Genomic DNA, 17,470 nt, shown 5'->3' with positions numbered 1-17,470 from the left:
GGAAACGTCAACGACTGCACCCAGTTCGAGCCGGTCATGGCCCGTATCCGCATCCAGCGGTGCGGGCCCGGCCGGCCCAGGACCCGGCCGGAGCGGGTCGTTGCCGACAAGGGCTACTCGTCCGTGAAGATCCGCTCCTACCTGCGCAGACGCGGCATCAAGGCGGCGATCCCCGAGCGGATCGACCAGATCAACGGCCGCCTCCGCCGAGGCGAGAGCCTCTGCCGGCTCGACCGGGCCGCTTACCGGCGCCGCAATGTCGTCGAGCGCTGCTTCAACAGGCTCAAGCACCACAAGGCCCTGGCCACGCGTTACGACAAACGCGCCCGCCACTACGAAGCCATGGTCACCCTCGCCTGCCTACTGGTCTGGCTGCCCTGACTTTGCGGACACGCCCTAGGGCATGTTTCGGATCTCGCCGGGCTCACCCGGCGAGCCCCTCGCGCCCCACGTGACACACCCCACACCCTCCGACGGATCCTCCGTGCGGGGTTCGGCATCCGGGGTCACGGCGGCATGATGAGGCGGACCATCCGCTTCCAGCGTTCACCAAGCGTTCTCTATGCACCGGGAGTCACGCCTTTGTCCGCATCTCTGCCCGTGCCGCGACCGTCCGCGCCACGTCCGCCCGCACCGAAGGCGACCGTCGCCCTCGCCCTGGTCGGCGCGGGCCCCCGCGGCACCAGCGTGCTCGAACGGCTCTGCGCCTCGGCGGGCGAGCTCCTCGCCCCGGGGACACGGCTGACGGTGCACGTCGTGGACCCCGCGCCGCCGGGCGCCGGGCAGGTCTGGCGGACGGCGCAGCCCGAGACGCTCCTGATGAACACCGTCGCCTCGCAGGTGACCCTCTTCACCGACGAGAGCGTGGACTGCTCGGGCCCGATCCGGCCGGGACCGAGCCTGTACGAGTGGGCGGCGGCCGGCCGCGTCCCGGGGCTCGGGCCCGACGACTACCCGAGCCGCGCCTGCTACGGCCGCTACCTCGAGTGGGTCTTCGCCGAGACGGTGCGCGGCGCCCCGGGGCCGGTCCGCGTGCAGGTCCACGCGGCGCGCGCCGTGCGCCTCGACGAGACCGCCGCCGACGGCACGCAGCACCTCGTACTGGACGACGGCCGCGAGCTGACCGGCCTTTCGGCCGTCGTCCTCGCCCAGGGTCATCTGCCCACCCGCGCCGACCGCGAGGAGGAGCGCCTGGCCGGGCACGCCGCCGCGCACGGCCTGCGCCACTTCGCGCCCGCCAACCCCGCCGACCTCGACCTGACGGCGATCGCCCCCGGCGAGCCCGTCCTGCTGCGCGGCCTCGGCCTCAACTTCTTCGACCACATGGCGCTGTTGACCGGCGGTCGCGGCGGCCGCTACACCCGCACCCCCGACGGCGCCCTGCGCTATGAGCCCTCCGGTCGGGAGCCGCGGCTGTACGCGGGCTCGCGGCGCGGCGTTCCGTACCAGGCGCGCGGGGACAACGCGAAGGGCCCCTACGGGCGGCACGAGCCGGCCGTCCTCACCGACGACGTCATAGCCGGCTTCCGCAAGCGCGCGGACAGCGGTGACGCCCCCGACTTCCTGGACGAGATATGGCCCCTGGTCGCGAAGGAGGTGGAGACGGTCCACTACGCGGCGCTGATCGCCGCGCGGGGCGGTGACCCCGAGGAGTTCCGGGGGAGGTTTCTCGCCACCGCCCACCGCAGCCCCCAGGAGGCCGCGCTGCTGGACGCGGCGGGCATCGCCGAGGCCGACCGCTGGTCCTGGGACCGGCTCTCGCGGCCGCACCCCGACCGGCCCTTCGTCACCCCCCAGGAGCACCGGAGCTGGCTCCTCGCCCATCTGCGCGAGGACGCCGCGCAGGCCGCGCTCGGCAATGTCGCGGGCCCGGTGAAGGCCGCGCTCGACGTCCTGCGCGACCTGCGCAACGAACTGCGCAGGATCGTCGACCACGGCGGCCTGTCCGGCGCCTCCCGCCGCGCGCACCTGGACCGCTGGTACACGCCGCTCAACGCCTTCCTCTCCATCGGCCCGCCGCGCCGCCGCATCGAGGAGATGGCGGCGCTCGTCGAGGCGGGCGTCCTGGACGTGCTCGGCCCGCGCCTGGCCGTGCGGCCCGACGGCGGCGCGTTCCTCGCGTACTCGCCGGACGTGCCGGGTTCCGATGTGCGCGTCACCACACTGATCGAGGCCCGGCTGCCCGAGCCGGACGTGCGCCGCACCGCCGACGAGTTGCTGCGCGACCTCCTCGAAGCGGGCCGGTGCCGCCCCCATGTGGTCGACGGCTACGAGACCGGGGGCCTGGACGTGACACCGCGCCCCTACCACCTGATCGACCGTCAGGGGCGGGTCCACACGCGGCGTTTCGCGTTCGGCGTGCCCACCGAAGGGGTGCACTGGGTGACGGCGGCCGGCGCCCGGCCCGGGGTCGACTCGGTCACGCTGTCGGACGCGGACGCGGTGGCCCGGGCCGCGCTGCGCGCCGCCGCCGAGGACGCCGGCGCGGCCCTTCCCGAAGGCGGACAACCGCGGCCGGCCCCCGAAGCGGAATCCCCGGAGTCCCAGGCTGACCAAATGTTGAACTTGCAAGCACTAATTAGGTACCCCTAATCTTGGGCCTCCGCTCGGTTCCCGTCCCCAACCGAAGGAGTCCCCTGCCATGACCGAACACCTCAACAGAGCCCAGCCCTACGCCCTCGGGCTGTTCCGCATCGTGATCGGCCTGCTCTTCGCCTGCCACGGCGCCGCCTCCCTCTTCGGCGTCCTCGGCGGCGCGGGCGGCGACGGCAGCACCGTCGACGCCGGCACCTGGCCCGGCTGGTACGCGGCCGTGATCCAGCTCGTCGGCGGCGGCCTGGTCCTGCTCGGCCTCGGCACCCGCGCCGCGGCGTTCATCTCGTCCGGCTCGATGGCCTACGCCTACTTCAAGGTCCACCAGCCGGAGGCCCTGTGGCCCATGGAGAACGGCGGCGAGGCCTCGGCGATCTTCTGCTGGGCGATGCTGCTCCTCGTCTTCACCGGCTCCGGCGCGTTCGGCCTGGACCGGCTCCTCGCCGCGCGCGGCGCCCGCGAGGACGACAAGCCCTCGGAGCCGGCACCCATCGCGGCCTGAGCCTCTCCCGACCGCCAGCACCCTCTCGTACGCCTGTACACGTCCGTCCCTACGTACGAGAGGGTGCTAGCGCGGCTCGAACGGCACCGTGAAGCAGGCCAGGCGGTCGCCCGCGCCGCCCTGCTCGCGGTGCAGGACCACGGAGGCCGCCTCGCCCGGCCGGAAGCCCCAGCGGTGGTGCGCGCGTGCCGAACCGGTGCCGTCCGCCTTGGCGGTGAAATCCAGCCACACCTCGTTGCGCGGGTTGAGATAGGCGGGGTCCTTCGACGGCTGCACCGGGTCCACGCGATGCTGGTAGTGGCCGCCGGAGGCCTCCGGGCGCGCGCCGCACGGCTTGCGGTGCACATGGACGCCGTACGCGTGTCCCGGCTTCAGTCCCCTGACCCGCAGCGTGACGGTCGTTCCGCGCTCGTCGCCGTGCTGACGCACCAGGATCCAGGACGCCGCGGGCACCAGCCGCATGTCGTAGGTGACCGCGGGCGAGGGGATGAACGCCGTGGGCGGCGCGAACCGCCCCTCCGCCAACACCTCGTGGGATGTGGCTCCGCCGCCGCCGAGGCCGCCCGCGGCCAGTACCGCCGCCGCCACGGCGCCGACCAGTGTCGCTGCCACCATCACTAACTCCTGTCGTTCGCGCCTGCCGTGGGTGGAATCGCGCGGCCACCTTCGTCCTGCCTCGTTCGTACGGGATTCCGAGGCCGCGCGCCCCGCCGGAGGGGGCAGCCGGGTGAACGTGATGCGGCGGATACCCGGGCCCCCAGTGGATCTACGGCACGGTGTGCGGCGTACGCTGTACAGCTGTCATCAGGCCGCCCCTGCCGTTTCCCCGGGACACAGCGGCAACGCGCTGCCGATCGGGGAGTCACGGGGAGTTGTGGTGCTTGTCGAGAGTGTGGGGGCGCTGACCGGCAGTCCATGGATCTACGCGGTCGTGGCCCTGTCCGTCCTGTTCGACGTGTTCGTGCCGGTCCTGCCGAGCGGCGTCCTCGTCATCATGTCGGCCACCGCCGCGGCCGCCGCGGGCACGGGTCGTGTGCCGCACAACGTCCCGGACATCCTGCTGCTGACGCTCAGCGCCGCCACGGCCTCGGTGCTCGGTGACATGGCCGCCTTCCGCCTCGCCTGGCGGGGCGGCGAGCGCCTCGACCGCGCCATCGCCCGCTCCCGCCGGCTGACCAGCGCGCAGGAACGTCTCGGCGCGGCGCTCTCGCGGGGCGGCGGCGCGCTCGTCGTCCTCGCGCGCTTCGCCCCGGCGGGCCGCTCGATCGTCTCGCTCGGCGCGGGCGCGGCCCATCGCAGGCTGCGCGAGTTCCTGCCCTGGTCGGCGCTCGCGGGTCTGGCCTGGGCCGGTTACAGCGTGGCGCTCGGCTACTTCGGCGGCCAGTGGCTCGGCGCGACCTGGCTGGCCACGGGCGTCTCACTGCTGCCGCTCTTCGCGGCGGGCGCGGCAGCGGCGTTCCTGGTCCGCCGCCCCCGGACGAGGGCGGTCTGACCCTCGCCGACTTAGGCACGGGCCGGGGCGAGGGGTGACTGGCGCCGCCCATGATGTGCGGGCCCCGGCGAGAGCTGGCTGACCCCCGGTCTACAAGGCGCGGGCCCGGATGACGACCGGCTGACTCCCGCCTATGAGGTGCGAGTCCCGGGCGGCGGCCGGCCGGCCTCCATTTACGGGGCGCGCGGGCCGAGCGACGGCAGGTTGACCCCACTTATGAGGCGCCGGGACCGGGCGACGGCCAGCTGACCCCTCGCTCCCGAGGCGCGGGCGCCGGGGACGGCAGGCTGACCCCCGCTCTACTAGGCGCGGGCCCGGACGACGACCGGCCGATCCCCGCTCTACGAGGCGCGGGCGCCGCGTACCTCCAGGTCGTCCAGCAGGTGCGCGGTCGCCTCGGCGACGGCTTCGACGGCGCGGTCGAAGACCTCGCGGTTGTGCGCGGCCGGGGCGCGGAACCCGGACACCTTGCGCACGTACTGAAGCGCGGCGGCCCGGATCTCCTCCTCGGTGGCGTCCTCGGGGATGGCGGGCGGGCGGAGCGTCTTGATGCTTCGGCACATGCCTCCAGCTTGCCACCGTGCTCCCCCGGCCTCCATACGCCCGGATGGGGCGAACTCCGGCATGACCCGGGTGTCACTCGCACAACAAATTCGAACAGGAGTACCATTCTCCTCGTGCCCGCATCCCCTTCCGCCCGTGACTTCCCGAGTGACCTCCTCGCCGGTCAGGAGGAACTGCACCAGGTCCGCTCGGAGCTTCTCGCGCTGCTCAAACGGCTCCCCTGGTCGGTCGCGCCCCACGACGGCTTCAGCGACACCGGCGGCTGGCGCAGCGTGGAACGGTCCGCCTCCCCCGGCTGGACGTCGGAGGAACAGGCCGAGGTGGAGAAACTGCGGGCGCGGGAGCGGGAGTTGGCGGTCTCCGTGACCTGCCACCGCTACTGGCAACAGCTGTCCGGCCCCGACGCGGTCGCGGCGCGGGCCGCCCTCAAACACGCCCACGAGGCGCCGGACGAGCCCGGGCCCGCAAGCTAGGGGGCGGCGGCGTAACGCGTAACGTCGATGATCCGGCAGGTCACCTGCCCGGCCGCCTCCCGCGTACCGGTGGCCGTTTCGTTGGCCACCGGTACGCGGGACCGGGCCGCCGCCCCCAGTCCGGGGGCGGGGGAGGTTGCCGAGCTGACATGACGCCCCCAACAACTCACGACTCACGGCCGAGAACCGTGGATTTATCCCTCCGCCGCTCGCGCGTAGTCCTGTGCCATGCCGCCGGCGAAGTCGTACAGGACGACCGCTTCGTCGCCGACGACCCAGGCGTCGTGACCGGGCGAGCACACGAAGACGTCTCCGGGTCCGACCTCGCTCTCGGCCCCGTCGTCCATGCGCAGATGCATCCGCCCCTCGACGACGTAGCCGTTGTGGTGGATCTGACAGCTCTCGGTGCCCGCGAGCGGGGCCACGGACTCCGACCAGCGCCAGCCGGGCTCGAAGGTGCCCACGGCGAAATCCAGCCCCGTGAGATGGACGGCTTCCAGATGCCCCCGCGGAAAATCGCGCCGCTCATCCGGCTTCTCGACCGTCTTGACCTCCATCATGACGATCTCCTCCTCCACTCGGGCCGCCCCTTTCACTCCATCGTCCGTCTGTCAAACGGAGGGCGCCACTTGGGGGACTTACAGCGGCTTTGTGGCGCGAGCGATCAGGGTGCCGATGTGGCCGGGCGTGGGGGCGTCGAGGATCTGCACGTCAGGGTCGGCAAAACCGGCTTTGCGCAGGAAGCCGGTCCACCTGCGGGGCGTGTAGCCGTACCGGTACGTGTACATGGCCTTTCCCGCGAACCCGCCCTTGTACATGCCCTGGGGGCCGTACGCCCCGGGGATGGCGGGCGGGTGGGAGAACGCGAAGACTCCACCGGGGGCGAGTCGCTGCGCGACGAGCGGCAGCAGCTTGGCCGGGTCGGTGAACCAGACGGCGCCGAAGATGGAATAGATGGCGTCGTACGTCTCGGTGCTTTTCCGGAGATGGTCCAGGACTTCACCGCACACGAGTTGTGCCCCCAGCGGCCCCCAGCGTTCGGCGGTATGGGCGACCATGACGGGCGAGAGATCCAAGCCGGTCACCTTGACCCCCCGCTGTGCCAGGTAGGCCAGTGCTCGCCCGGTGCCACATCCGATTTCGAGGGCTGTTGTCGGCGTGCCGAGGAGTTCGGGCCCCGGACCGTGGCCGGAGTACTGGGTCCAGCAGAACGCCGGATCGGACTCGAACACCTTGTTTTTCGTGCTCTCGGCGAAGGTGTCCCAGAGTTCGCGTTCGGCGTCGATGTCGTGTTGTGCGGGCAACGGGCTTCCTCGCTGTGTGGTGGGGAGCGCGGCGGCGCCCCCGTCCTCGGGGGGGGAGGGCGGGGGCAGGCACTCTAGTGCCGGTTCAGTGGCTGTCGGGAACCTTGTTGTCGCACGGGGAGCAGTCGGACGCGTCGACCGACCACAGCTCGCCGTCGACCGTGAATCCGTTCCGCCGGATCAGTTCGGCGGTGCGCGTCACCGTGCCGTCGCGCCGCCGCTCGATGAGCGGGGCGTGGTGCTTGTAGTTCCCGCCGTTGTACTCCTCGCAGAGCGCGAAGTAGAGCGGCGTGTCCAGGATCAGCTGGTGCACGCCGATATCGACGGTGTACCCGACGCCCATGTCCACGCCGGGGTTCTCCATGGCGGTGACCAGGTACGCGATGCCCTGGCCCAGAATGCGTTCGGTGAGGCTCCGGACGGCGACGCTGTCACGCAGCAGAAGCTGGACCTCACGCTCCCAGAGGTCGGGCACGCCCACGCCGGCGACCAGGTGGGGCACCCGGGATTCGAGCATATTCAGGATGTTGCGCGGATCGCGGGTCCGCGTCTGCAGTGCGGTGGTCATGGTGTGGTCTCCTCCTGCGATCGGGAATTGCTGCACTTGCCGACCCGCCCATTGCTTCCCTGGTTGGACGGGGAGTTCGTAGGTTGTGCTGCGAGCCGGCCTATACGGCGAGACCCGTGCAACGCGTGCGGTGGAGCTTGGCGAGGGCGGCAAGCTGGCGCTTCTCGCGGTCGGTGGCGGGGCGCACCCGGGTCCAGGGGGACGACCAGGCGTAGCCGGTCGGCCGGATGAGGCGAACGATCCCGCCGGGGGCGAACCCGGCGATCACGCCCACCATGTCGTGTGAGGACTCGTACACCTTGAGCCCGACAACGAGACCGGTGTTCCCGTACGGCTCGGGCCGACGGCTCACCATGCCCGGGCGCCCCGCACGACCCGTCCGCGCGTCCTGGACGGCTTCCCCCGGCTCCCACACACGCGGGTGCTCACGGGGGTTCTCAGGGGTGTTCACAGCGGCCCCTCTCGCTCCAGACCGTCACGGACTGCGAGCAGGACCGGCCGGGTGGGCATCACGTAACCGCTTCGAGGCACCCACTCCGGCGCGAGACGCCAGAACCCGCCCGCCTGTATCAGGGCGACCAACTCGGCCAGGTCATCAGTCTCGTGGGCGGGGTGATGATCCATATCGGGGGCCCTTCGCTGTGGCGGCGTCCCTTGCGGGCTTCTCTGTTCGCACCAGGTAACCGTGCCACTACACACAGCGGTTCCGTGGCGGCAGAGAGCAGACCTTAAGAGCTTTAAGCGACCTTCACAGTGCGGGAGTTGAGGACCGGTGGGCAATCCCGAACCGAACGCGGGGCTTGAGCGGCTGCACCGGGAAAGCGGGTGGACGCTGAGGCAGTTCGCGCAGGAGATCAACCGCTTGGGCACGGAGCGCGGGACACCCCTCCGGTACCGAGAGCCCTCGGTTCATCAGTGGCTCAAAGGACACCTGCCGAAAGAGGATGTGCGCCCGCTGATCCTGGAAGCGCTCGCACGCCGGTTGCGGCGCCCGGTGACGCACAGTGAGGCCGGGTTCCCGGCTCCCGCCGATCGGCACCTCACGCATCCCAGTACGGTGGAGGGGTTGTTGGACCTGGGGAGGCAAGACATGGACCCGTCCCGCAGGAGCGTTCTCGGGGTCGGTCTCTTCTCCGTTGCGCTGACCGTCCCGAATTGGCCGGACGTCGTCGGCAGGATGGAAGCCGTCCAGAAGAACGATGTCCAGCGCATAGGGATGGCTGACGTCCAAGCCGTTTCCGCCATGACCGAGCGGATCTCTGAACTGGATGACCAGTTCGGGGGGCGCGCGGCCCGGCCCATGGCTGCCGCGTTCCTGGCTAACACGGCGGCTCCCTATCTCCGGATGGAAGCACCTCAATCCGTCCGCAAAGCGATGATGGGCGCGGTCTCGGATCTCTGTTATCTCACGGGCTATATGGCGGTGGACGAGGGGCTTCACGGACTGGCCCAGCGGTATTACCTGAAGGCACTTGAACTCGCCGGGGCCTCTGAGGATCATTTGACGTTCTGCACCACCCTCCGAGGGATGAGTGTTCAGGCGGTCGATTTGGGGCACGGCGCCCAAGCGATGCGTCTCGCGGACGCCGCAGCGGCTGCCGCACCGCAAGCCGGCCCGCGCATGCGCGCCTTTCTCGTCGGGCAGCAAGCCCATGCGGCAGCGCAGACAGGCGAGCGGGTGCAGGCACAGCGGTACCTACGGGAAGCCGAAGTGGCCATGGAAAAGGCAGAGTCGCAATCAAAGGCCTTCGGTTCCTACGACCCGTCGTCGCTGCTCTATCACACGAGCCAAGTGCGCTATGAACTCGGCGACGTCGCCGGGTCGATCGAAGCCATGGAACAGTCGGACCGGATTCGGCAGAGCATCTATCGCCGTGCCAGGGTCCGGCATCGCTGCACCCTCGCCGAAAGGCAACTCGAACGAGGGCACCTTGAAGCCGCCTGCCGGACCTGGACTCTCGCCTTGGAGGATTATCCAAGCCTGCAATCCGGGCGGGCGGACGAGCGTATCCGGACCATGCACAGCCGCATCCGACCGTTCATGAAGAACCATGCGGCCCGTGACCTGTTCGAGCGGGCCCGTCCGATTACCCCGGCAAGGCTGCTGCCGCGGTAGGCGCGAGATCTCCAGGCAGACGCGAAAAGGCCCCCCGACCGATCGCGGTCGAGGGGCCCCGAGGCAGGCTTTGCCTGCTTCCGTACTTCCCGGTGGGCGCGGACGGTTTCGAACCGCCGACATCCTCCTTGTAAGGGAGGCGCTCTACCCCTGAGCTACGCGCCCGGGACGAGTGGACAGCCTACCTTGCCGCAGGCGGTGCCCCGCAAACCCGTCCGCCCGTCGCGAAGGCCGCGGGCCCATCGCGCGCGCCGCGAACTGATCGGCCCGTGTGTTCGTCCCTCACCGGTGGGAGAATGTGACACCGGGGCAGGGCGGACAGGGCGGAACAGCACGGGAGAGGGATAGTGACGGCGACACCTTGGCAGCCGTACACACCGGACGGATCGGAGACCGAGAGCGGGAGCGGGAGCGGGAGCGGGTCCAGGGAGGGCGTCGGCTTGAGTGGCGGGAGCGTATGCCCCCGTGCCCCCCGTGCCCCCCGTGGTGGCGCCCGCGGAGCTCTGCGGGACGTTCTCGCCCTCGCCCTGCTGCCCCTGCCGCTGCTCGCCCTCATCGCCCCGGCCGCGTTCGCGGGCGGCGGCACGCGCCGGTGGTTCGGCGGGCGCGGCGAGAGCGAGCGGGCCGAGGCGCAGGCCGCGAAGGACGCCGCGGCCGCCGCCTTCTACGAACTGGACACCGCCCAGCGCGATCTGCGGATCTCCATCGAGACGATCACCGCGGTCGACTCCTCGCCCGCCGCTCAGCGCGCCGTCTCCGACTTCGCGGCGATCGGCCGCCGCATCGACGAGGCCAGCGGCCGGTACATCAGCGCGGTGGACGCCCACGACCTCGACCGGGACGATCTGGAGGCCTCGGTGGCGTCCCGGGCCCGGGCCGAGCTGACGCGGGCCACGGACGAGCTGACCCAGGTCCGCGCCGACCTGGACCGCTTCCAGCAGGGGCTCGGCCCGCTGCTGGACAAGGCGGAGACCCAACTGGCCCGCCTCGCCCCCGCCGTCGAGCGGGCCCGCCAGACGCTGCTCGCCGCGAGCAACGCCCTGGACGCGGTGCGGGCCGCGGGCCTGAAGGCCGACGACCTGGCCGCCCGCCTCGCCGCCCTCGGCCCCGAGCTGACCAAGCTCAACCAGGGCGCTGGCCGGCACGGCGTACCGGAGACCCTGCAGCGCGCCGACCGCGTGCTGCGCGACGCCGAGGCCGTGCGCGCCGAGGCCGAGCGGCTGCCCGAGCGCGCCGCCGAGATCGACCGGCGGCTGGTGTCCCTGCGTACCCGCGCGCAGGCGCTGACCACCCGCAGCGGCCAGGTCGAGCCGATCCTCAGCGAGCTGCGCCGGCGGTTCACGCTGGCCTGCTGGCAGGACCTCCAGCACGTGCCCGAGCAGGCGGCGCAGAGCGTGCACCAGGCGGAGGCCAAGCTGACGGAGGCCCGTCAGGCCCGCGAGGAGCAGCGCTGGCCGGACGCCACGGCGCTGCTCTCCACGGTCCGGGCCCTGCTGAACTCCACGGACGAGGCGGTCTCCGCCGCCGGTGACCGGCTCCAGCGGCTCAACGCCGTGGCGAAGGACCCCCAGCAGGAGATCGAGCGGACCCGGTTCGCGATCCGCGACGCCCAGCGACTGGCCATGGCGGGCCGCCAGACCCCCGAGCCGCGCCACGCCCGCCCACTGGACGACTCGGTGGCCCGCCTCGACCGCGCGGTGGCGTCCCTGGAGGGCCGCCACCCCGACTACTGGCACTTCCTGACCGAGACGGAGGCGGTCCGCGCCACGGTGGCCCGCGTGGTCACGCAGATCCGCGAGGAGCGCGGCCACGGCGCGTGAGGGACACGCGCCCATAAGACCCATAAGGGACACGCACCCTCACGCACCCGCACGTGCCCGCACAGGGGCTCCCTCGGACCCTCGTAGGGGCGCCCCCGGACAGCCGCAGCCAGCCCTCAGGCCCCCTCAGCCGCAGCAGCCCCCACCGCAGCAGCCCCCGCCCCCGCCGCCCCCGCGAGGCGCGGACGCGGGCGCGGAGGCCGAGGAGGACCCTCCGACGGCCACGGTCGACAACAGCTTCACCGTGTCCTCATGCCCGACAGGGCACACCGCGGGATCGGCGGACTCCGCCATCGGACGGCTCAGTTCGAACGTGTCGCCGCAGGACCGGCACCGGTACTCGTATCGAGGCATGCGCACAGGCTAACCGGGCTTCCCCGCCCCGAGGAATGCCCGCAGGATCTCCTCCCCCGCCGCGATCCCGCGCTGCGGCAGCACCGTCAGGCCCGGCGCGACGAATCCGGTGTCGGCCAGTTCGCCGTGGCCGGGGCGCCAGGAGCGGTCGCCGGCGAGCAGCAGGTCGGTGTCGAGCAGCGAGTCGCCGGCGGTGAGGATCTCGTCCGCGCCGATCCGCCGCGCGACCTCCCGGACCGCCGCGCTCTTGGTGAGCGGCTGCGGCACGGCGTAGATCTTGCGGCCCTGGAGCGAGACGGTCCAGCCGCGGGCCAGGGCCCACTCCCCCAGCTCCTTGACCCAGCCCTCGGGCAGGATCGAGCGCTCGACGACGAGGTACGCGAAGAGGTCCTCGGCGACGCGTTCCTTGAGGAGCCAGGCGGGGTCGGCGGTGCGCACGAGGTGCGCGCGGACCTCGTCGAGCGAGGCGCACTCGTCGGCCAGGCGGCGCGCCACCCGCGCACGCCACTCGGGGTCAGGGGCGCCGTCGACCAGGATGTGCCCGCCGTTGGCGCAGATCGCGAAGCGCGGGGGCGGGCCCGGGAGATGGATGCGGCCGTACTGTTCGCGGGTGCGGGTCGTGGTCGGCACGAAGACCGTGCCGCGGCCCAGTTCCTCGAGGAGGCCGGCGGCGGTCTCGGTGAGGTAGGAGAGCGGCCTGCCCTCGTACACCTCGACGCAGAGCAGGCGCGGCGCCTCGGCGTCGGGCATGGTCAGGCCGAGGGCTGCGGCGGAGTAGATGAGGGTGCGGTCGAGGTCGCTGGCGACGAGTCGGGTCACTGGGACGCCACCGCCCTGCCGTCCGCGCCGGTCGCGCCGCGCGTGTACTTGGGGTGGATCAACCCCACACAGCTGTACGGGAGTTCACCGACCTCCTCGACGGGTACGCCCCGCTGTTCGGCGAGCAGCCGGATGTGGTCGAGGTCCGCCCCCGCTCCGGTGCGGGCCAGGATCTTCCAGGGGACGCGGCGCAGCAGCACCCGGGTCGTCTCGCCGACGCCCGGCTTGACGAGGTTCACGTCGTGGATGCCGTACTCCTCGCTGATGCGCTCCACGGCGGCCCAGCCCTCCCAGGTCGGCGCCCTGTCGGCGGACAGCGCGTCCTTGACCTGGACGTCCACCGCGCCGGCGACCGCGTCGAAGTGGGCGGCGACCGTGTCGACGAAGTGTCCGGACACATCGGCGTCCGCCAGTTCGCGGTAGAACTTCGCGCCGTGGAAGTCGTCCGGGCCGACCAGGTCCGCGCGCAGCACGGTGCGCGAGATCAGGCCGGACACCGTGGAGTTGAGGCAGGCGGAGGGGATGAGGAAGTCCTCGCGGGTGCCGTGGGTGCGCACGCACGAGCCGGGGTCGGCCAGCACCGCGATCTCGGGGCGGAAGCCCACCGCGCCGCCGTCTGCCTCGAACTCCCTGATGGCGTCGGCGAGTTCGCGGGTGATCGCGCCCTTGCCGGTCCAGCCGTCGACGAAGACGATGTCGGCGGGGTCGTGATGGGCGGCGAGCCAGCGCAGCGCGTTGGCGTCGATGCCGCGGCCGCGCACGATGGAGACCGCGTAGTGCGGCAGGTCGATCCCGTGCCGGTGGGCGGCCCAGCGGCGCATCAGGACGCCGACGGGCGTGCCGGCGCGGGCCAGCGACACGAGGACGGGGCGGGGCGGCCGCTCGGCGAGGACGATGTCGGTGACGGTGCCGACGGCCTGGGCGATGCGGGCGGCGGAGGTGTCGAGCGCGGCACGGAACAGGTCCTGGTAGCGCTCGCTCGGCTGGTATTCGACCGGCAGCGACTCGGCGTAGTGCGCGCCACCGCTCTGGATCGCCTCCTCGCGCTCCTCGGTGGGCGCTTCGAGCGTCACGCCCGAGAGGTCCTGGAGCAGCCAGCCCACGTCGTCGGGCGCGTACGAGGAGAAGGCGGGGCCACGGAGCGGCTCGGGGAGCATGGGGGACCTTTCGGGGACGTCCGCGTCCCGCGTCGCGGCGACGCGGGAGGGGACGTACGAGGGGACGACGGCCAGCAGCACCTGTGCGGTGTGCGCGGAGAGCTGCGCCAACAGGCCGTCGGCGGCGTGCAGTGACGGGGTGTCCGCGACGGAGTCCACCACCGCGACGACCGCGTCGAAGCCGCCGCCCGCGACGTTGTAGGCGAACCGTGGTCCGGCCCCGTCGGCGGGCGCGTCGTGCGCGGGGAAGACCAGGCGGGTGCGTATCGCGTAGCCGGGGTCGTCCACAGCGAGGACGGGCGAGCGGGTCGTGGTGGAGTACCGCACCTCGGCCCCCACCTGCCGCTCCAGCTCCACGCCGAGGGCGAGCGGCGCGTACATCAGCTCCTCGAAACCGAGGACGAGAACGCGGCGCGCGCCGTCCGGCAGGGCCCGCGCGATCCGCTCGGCCATGCCGGGCAGCGCCGCGCGCAGCCGCTCCCGGTGGGCGGGCGTGAAGCCGTGCCGCCCGCCGTCGGGCACTCCGGCCGGCCAGTCCAGCTCGACGCGGGAGACCGTGCCGCGCTCTTCGCGCGGGGGCGGCGGGGCGGGGTCCGTCTCGTGCTCGGCGACCAGGCGCCGCCCCTTCTCCAGGACGTCGTCGGGCAGCCGCACGGTCCCGGACGCCAGGGCGACCAGGTCGACGCGGGCCCCTATCTCGTCGGCGAAGGCGGCGAGGCGGCCCTGGTCGTCCGGCGAGCGCATGTCGACCAGCGCCACGATCACGTACCGCTCGCGCGGGAAGCTCCCGTGCAGGTCGCGGATGGTGTTCAGGACGGTGTTGCCGGTGGAGAACTCGTCGTCGACCAGGACCAGCGGGCCGTCCCCGGCGAGCAGGCGGGGGTCCTCGGGCAGGAGCAGGTGCGAGGTGGCGTGCGAGTGGGCCTCCTCGAAGCCGCCCGCGCGCGCGACGCCCTCGACGGGGCGCCGGGTGGAGTGCAGGTAGGGCGCGAGGGCGAGACCGTCGGCGACGGCGTGGCCGAGGCCGGTCGCGGTCTCCGCGTAGCCGAGGACGACGGCCCGCCCGGCCTCGTCGTCGCCGAGCAGGGCCCGCACCCGGACCCCGAGGTCGTGCCCGGCCGCGTACACGACCGAAGGGTGCTGGGGCACGTGCTTGCCGAGCACGTTGGACACCAGGAGGTGCGCCCGCTTGGGGTTGCGGCGCAGCGCGAGGCCGAGCAGGCCGGGCAGCGCCTCGTCGCCGTCGAGATCGACCCCGAGCCGTTCGGCGACCCAGCTCCCCGACCACACCGCGTCTTGTCTCACGTACGTCATGTTCCTCACGTTCATCAGCCGGGCAACCCGGCGGTGAGCAGCTCCACGAAGCCGATGTCCTCCCTGGCGACGCCGAAGACCTCGGCCCGCCGCAGGGTCCGCTCGGCCCAGGCGCGGTGCGGCTTCACCTCGTTCATCTTGTTCGTGTACGAGGAGCGCAGGACGCCGCCGCCACCGCGCTCCGGGCGCAGGATGTCCTCGGCGTCGCTGAACTCCTCGTGGCTGACGACGGACAGGGCGTGCACGGGCAGCACGTGCGAGGGGTGGATGCAGGTCTTGCCGAGCAGGCCGTTGGCGCGGTCCAGCTCGATCTCGCGCAGCAGGCCGTCCATGTCGTGCTCGATCAGGGCCTGCCGCAGTTCCTCGGCGCGGCCCGCCAGGAAGGGGCTGCGGCGCAGCTGCGGCTTGAACATGCGCTCCTGGGCGCGGAAGTACTCCCACACGGGCCCGGTCACGGTGAAGCCGGTGCCGTCGGCCCTGCCGAGAACGTTCACCACGTCCGCGATGACGGAGGCCACGATCCGCACGTCGTAGGCGGTCATGTCCGGCGGTCTGCGCAGTCCGTAGGCCGAGCAGAAGTCGGTGACGCCGAGGCGCAGCGCGAGCACCCGGTCGCGGTACTTGTCGACGGTGCGGGCGATCCCGGCGAGGGTCTCGGCGCGGCTCTCCAGGTGCAGCAGCTCGGGCGACTCCAGGACCGGCATGGCGAAGAGCCGGCGCCCCCCGTCCGCCTCGGCGGCGACGATGGCCTCCAGGAACGGAACCCCGCGCTCCTCGGTGAACTTCGGCAGGACGAATCCGGACAACAGCCGAAGGCTCGGTCCGAGCCTTCGGGTCAGGTCGGGGATCTGCTCGGCGGCCCGGACCCGGATGAACAGCAGCGGGGGTTCCTGACCGCGTTCCGCCAGGTCGGAGAAGTGCCGGACGAGGTTCTCCTCGGCGTCGGCCACCTCGGAGTCGTCGATGGAGTCCTCCAGGCAGATCACCATGGAGGTCACGCCGCGGCCGGCCTGCTTCAGGATGTCGTCGGCGAGGCGGGGGCGGGTGGCCGGGCTGTAGAGCGTGGCGCCGAGCGCGGATGCGAGCAGGTGGGGCGGGGAGTCCGCGCCGAAGGCACAGGGCTCCCGGTGGAAGATGCGCTGTCGCACCTCTGGGGCGATGTGCCCGAAATGACGCATGAGATTCCCTTTTTCCGCCGTTATCGCCTGTTTCGTCGGCATGGACCGTTGTGATGTGGCCGGTAATAGTACGTAGGGACGGGTGCCGGGGGTTCCCTCCGGGCATGAACTTCAGGTAACCCGGCCATGTCGCACACCCTCACCACACAACCGTCGCACGCTCGCACCACCCGCAGGTCAGGGGTCTGTCGACGCGGTCGGGACCGGGAAAGCCCCCGCGTTGTCCCGCCCGTGCGGGGGAAGGCAGGATGACCGCATGACGCACGCGATGTTGAAGGGGTCCAACGTCCCTCTGGAGGCCTCGGCGGTCCGCGCCGTGCTGCGCTGGACCCCCGGCCACGGCGTGCCCGACGTCGACGCGTCGGCGCTGCTCCTCGGCGGCGACGGCAGGGTGCGCTCGGACGAGGACTTCGTCTTCTACAACCAGCCGCGCCACCCCGGCGGCACGGTCTGGCGGCTCGGCAAGAAGCGGGCCGCCGAGGGCCTGACCGACACGATCCAGGCGGATCTGGCCGGTATGGAGGCCGGCGTGAGCCGCGTCCTGCTGGCCGCCTCCGCGGAGGGCGTCGCCTTCGAGCACGTGCCGTCGCTGCGCATCCTCCTGTACGACGCCGCGGTCACCGAGGGCGAGCCGCTCGCCTACTTCGACATCACCCCGCAGACCGGCGAGGAGACCGCGCTGATCTGCGGAGAGCTGTACCGCCGCGGCGAGGGCTGGAAGTTCCGGGCGCTCGGCGAGGGCTACTCCAACGGCCTGGAGGGACTCGCCTCCGACTTCGGGATCTCCGTGGACGACACGGACTCCGGCGCGACGGCGCCCACCGCGGCCGTGCCCGCCGCGCCCGCGGCGTACTTCCCGCTGCCGCCCCAGCAGAGCGCGCCGCAGCCGCAGCCGTCCCTGGTCCAGCCGCCGCCCTCGGTCGCGCAGCCGCTGCCCCGGCCGGCCGCGGCCCACCCCGGCCCGCGGCCGTCCCCGCAGCCCTCCTACGGCCATCCCCCGGAGCCGCCCCGGTACCCGGCGCCCCAGCCCGCGTACGGCTACCCTCCGGCGGCTCCCACGCATCCGGCGCCGCTGGGCGGACCGCCACCGGCGCCGGCTCCCTCGTACGGCTATCCGCAGCCGGCGGCCTTCCTGCCCGACCCGAATTTCCGGCTGCCTCCCCAGGGGCCGCAGTTCCTGCCCCGCTGAGGTCGGGGGAGGACCGGCCCGGACGCCC

The 17,470-nt window shown here is 72.4% G+C and carries 18 protein-coding genes and 1 tRNA gene; 8 read left to right on the top strand and 11 right to left on the bottom strand.

Annotation, left to right across the window (positions count from 1 at the left end; all coding sequences use genetic code 11):
• The 3 genes from ABZ385_RS09085 to ABZ385_RS09075 all read left to right on the top strand — a co-directional run.
• Window positions 1–381 (top strand): IS5 family transposase (locus tag ABZ385_RS09085; protein ID WP_358910588.1); only part of this gene is annotated, 381 nt, incomplete at its 5' end.
• Window positions 382–600: 219 nt separating this feature from the next.
• The gene (locus ABZ385_RS09080) at window positions 601–2,592 is read left to right on the top strand and encodes an FAD/NAD(P)-binding protein (RefSeq protein WP_358910610.1); all 1,992 of its coding nucleotides are present in this window, start codon (window positions 601–603) and stop codon (window positions 2,590–2,592) included.
• A gap of 49 nt (window positions 2,593–2,641) precedes the next feature.
• A complete protein-coding gene (locus ABZ385_RS09075; protein WP_358581751.1) occupies window positions 2,642–3,094 on the top strand; it encodes a DoxX family protein in 453 nt (150 codons plus the stop codon).
• Window positions 3,095–3,160: 66 nt separating this feature from the next.
• On the opposite strand, the gene ABZ385_RS09070 is transcribed toward ABZ385_RS09075, so the two are convergent.
• On the bottom strand, window positions 3,161–3,709 hold the full coding sequence (locus tag ABZ385_RS09070; protein ID WP_358700623.1) for a superoxide dismutase family protein: 549 nt from the start codon (window positions 3,707–3,709) through the stop codon (window positions 3,161–3,163).
• Between the two features lie 262 nt (window positions 3,710–3,971).
• On the opposite strand from ABZ385_RS09070, the gene ABZ385_RS09065 reads away from it, so the two are divergent.
• The gene (locus tag ABZ385_RS09065; protein WP_358910586.1) at window positions 3,972–4,586 is read left to right on the top strand and encodes a VTT domain-containing protein; all 615 of its coding nucleotides are present in this window, start codon (window positions 3,972–3,974) and stop codon (window positions 4,584–4,586) included.
• Window positions 4,587–4,927: 341 nt separating this feature from the next.
• On the opposite strand, the gene ABZ385_RS09060 is transcribed toward ABZ385_RS09065, so the two are convergent.
• Window positions 4,928–5,149, bottom strand: coding sequence for a DUF2277 domain-containing protein (locus ABZ385_RS09060; protein WP_358581757.1), 222 nt, complete (start codon window positions 5,147–5,149; stop codon window positions 4,928–4,930).
• Window positions 5,150–5,263: 114 nt separating this feature from the next.
• On the opposite strand from ABZ385_RS09060, the gene ABZ385_RS09055 reads away from it, so the two are divergent.
• Window positions 5,264–5,623 (top strand): hypothetical protein, encoded by a 360-nt coding sequence (locus tag ABZ385_RS09055; RefSeq protein WP_358910584.1) that lies wholly within the window; start codon window positions 5,264–5,266, stop codon window positions 5,621–5,623.
• Between the two features lie 194 nt (window positions 5,624–5,817).
• Here ABZ385_RS09055 and ABZ385_RS09050 read toward each other — a convergent pair whose 3' ends face one another.
• The 4 genes from ABZ385_RS09050 to ABZ385_RS09035 form a co-directional block, all read right to left on the bottom strand.
• Window positions 5,818–6,183, bottom strand: coding sequence for a cupin domain-containing protein (locus ABZ385_RS09050; RefSeq protein ID WP_358698955.1), 366 nt, complete (start codon window positions 6,181–6,183; stop codon window positions 5,818–5,820).
• A gap of 78 nt (window positions 6,184–6,261) precedes the next feature.
• Complete coding sequence (locus tag ABZ385_RS09045; RefSeq protein WP_358910582.1) at window positions 6,262–6,927, bottom strand: class I SAM-dependent methyltransferase; 666 nt, start codon at window positions 6,925–6,927, stop codon at window positions 6,262–6,264.
• Between the two features lie 85 nt (window positions 6,928–7,012).
• Entirely contained in the window at window positions 7,013–7,495 is a 483-nt protein-coding gene (locus ABZ385_RS09040) for a hypothetical protein (RefSeq protein WP_358910581.1), read from the bottom strand.
• Between the two features lie 100 nt (window positions 7,496–7,595).
• Window positions 7,596–7,946, bottom strand: coding sequence for a hypothetical protein (locus ABZ385_RS09035; RefSeq protein WP_358910579.1), 351 nt, complete (start codon window positions 7,944–7,946; stop codon window positions 7,596–7,598).
• Between the two features lie 321 nt (window positions 7,947–8,267).
• Between ABZ385_RS09035 and ABZ385_RS09030 the strand changes: the two genes are divergently transcribed.
• Window positions 8,268–9,611, top strand: coding sequence for a tetratricopeptide repeat protein (locus ABZ385_RS09030; RefSeq protein ID WP_358698947.1), 1,344 nt, complete (start codon window positions 8,268–8,270; stop codon window positions 9,609–9,611).
• A gap of 93 nt (window positions 9,612–9,704) precedes the next feature.
• Here ABZ385_RS09030 and ABZ385_RS09025 read toward each other — a convergent pair.
• Window positions 9,705–9,776, bottom strand: a tRNA-Val gene (locus ABZ385_RS09025).
• Window positions 9,777–9,958: 182 nt separating this feature from the next.
• Between ABZ385_RS09025 and ABZ385_RS09020 the strand changes: the two genes are divergently transcribed.
• Complete coding sequence (locus ABZ385_RS09020) at window positions 9,959–11,431, top strand: hypothetical protein (RefSeq protein ID WP_358910578.1); 1,473 nt, start codon at window positions 9,959–9,961, stop codon at window positions 11,429–11,431.
• Between the two features lie 126 nt (window positions 11,432–11,557).
• On the opposite strand, the gene ABZ385_RS09015 is transcribed toward ABZ385_RS09020, so the two are convergent.
• From ABZ385_RS09015 to ABZ385_RS09000, 4 genes are read right to left on the bottom strand one after another with little or no spacing between them, the layout of a single operon-like run.
• Window positions 11,558–11,785 carry a zinc ribbon domain-containing protein gene (locus ABZ385_RS09015; RefSeq protein ID WP_358581765.1) on the bottom strand — a complete coding sequence of 76 codons (228 nt, stop codon included), beginning with the start codon at window positions 11,783–11,785 and terminating at the stop codon, window positions 11,558–11,560.
• A 9-nt stretch (window positions 11,786–11,794) separates the two neighbouring features.
• Window positions 11,795–12,604 carry an HAD family hydrolase gene (locus tag ABZ385_RS09010; protein WP_358910576.1) on the bottom strand — a complete coding sequence of 270 codons (810 nt, stop codon included), beginning with the start codon at window positions 12,602–12,604 and terminating at the stop codon, window positions 11,795–11,797.
• Entirely contained in the window at window positions 12,601–15,075 is a 2,475-nt protein-coding gene (locus ABZ385_RS09005) for a phosphoribosyltransferase (protein WP_358910574.1), read from the bottom strand. Before ABZ385_RS09005 ends, ABZ385_RS09010 begins: the two co-directional genes overlap by 4 nt.
• A gap of 14 nt (window positions 15,076–15,089) precedes the next feature.
• Window positions 15,090–16,253 (bottom strand): HpcH/HpaI aldolase/citrate lyase family protein, encoded by a 1,164-nt coding sequence (locus ABZ385_RS09000; protein ID WP_358581773.1) that lies wholly within the window; start codon window positions 16,251–16,253, stop codon window positions 15,090–15,092.
• A 256-nt stretch (window positions 16,254–16,509) separates the two neighbouring features.
• Between ABZ385_RS09000 and ABZ385_RS08995 the strand changes: the two genes are divergently transcribed.
• Window positions 16,510–17,442: a TerD family protein gene (locus ABZ385_RS08995; RefSeq protein ID WP_358910573.1), complete on the top strand. Its 933-nt coding sequence runs from the start codon at window positions 16,510–16,512 to the stop codon at window positions 17,440–17,442.
• Window positions 17,443–17,470: the final 28 nt, after the last annotated feature.

This window comes from Streptomyces sp. NPDC005898 (assembly GCF_040629635.1).
Lineage (GTDB): Bacteria > Actinomycetota > Actinomycetes > Streptomycetales > Streptomycetaceae > Streptomyces.
This window is presented reverse-complemented; position numbering and strand designations above follow the sequence as displayed.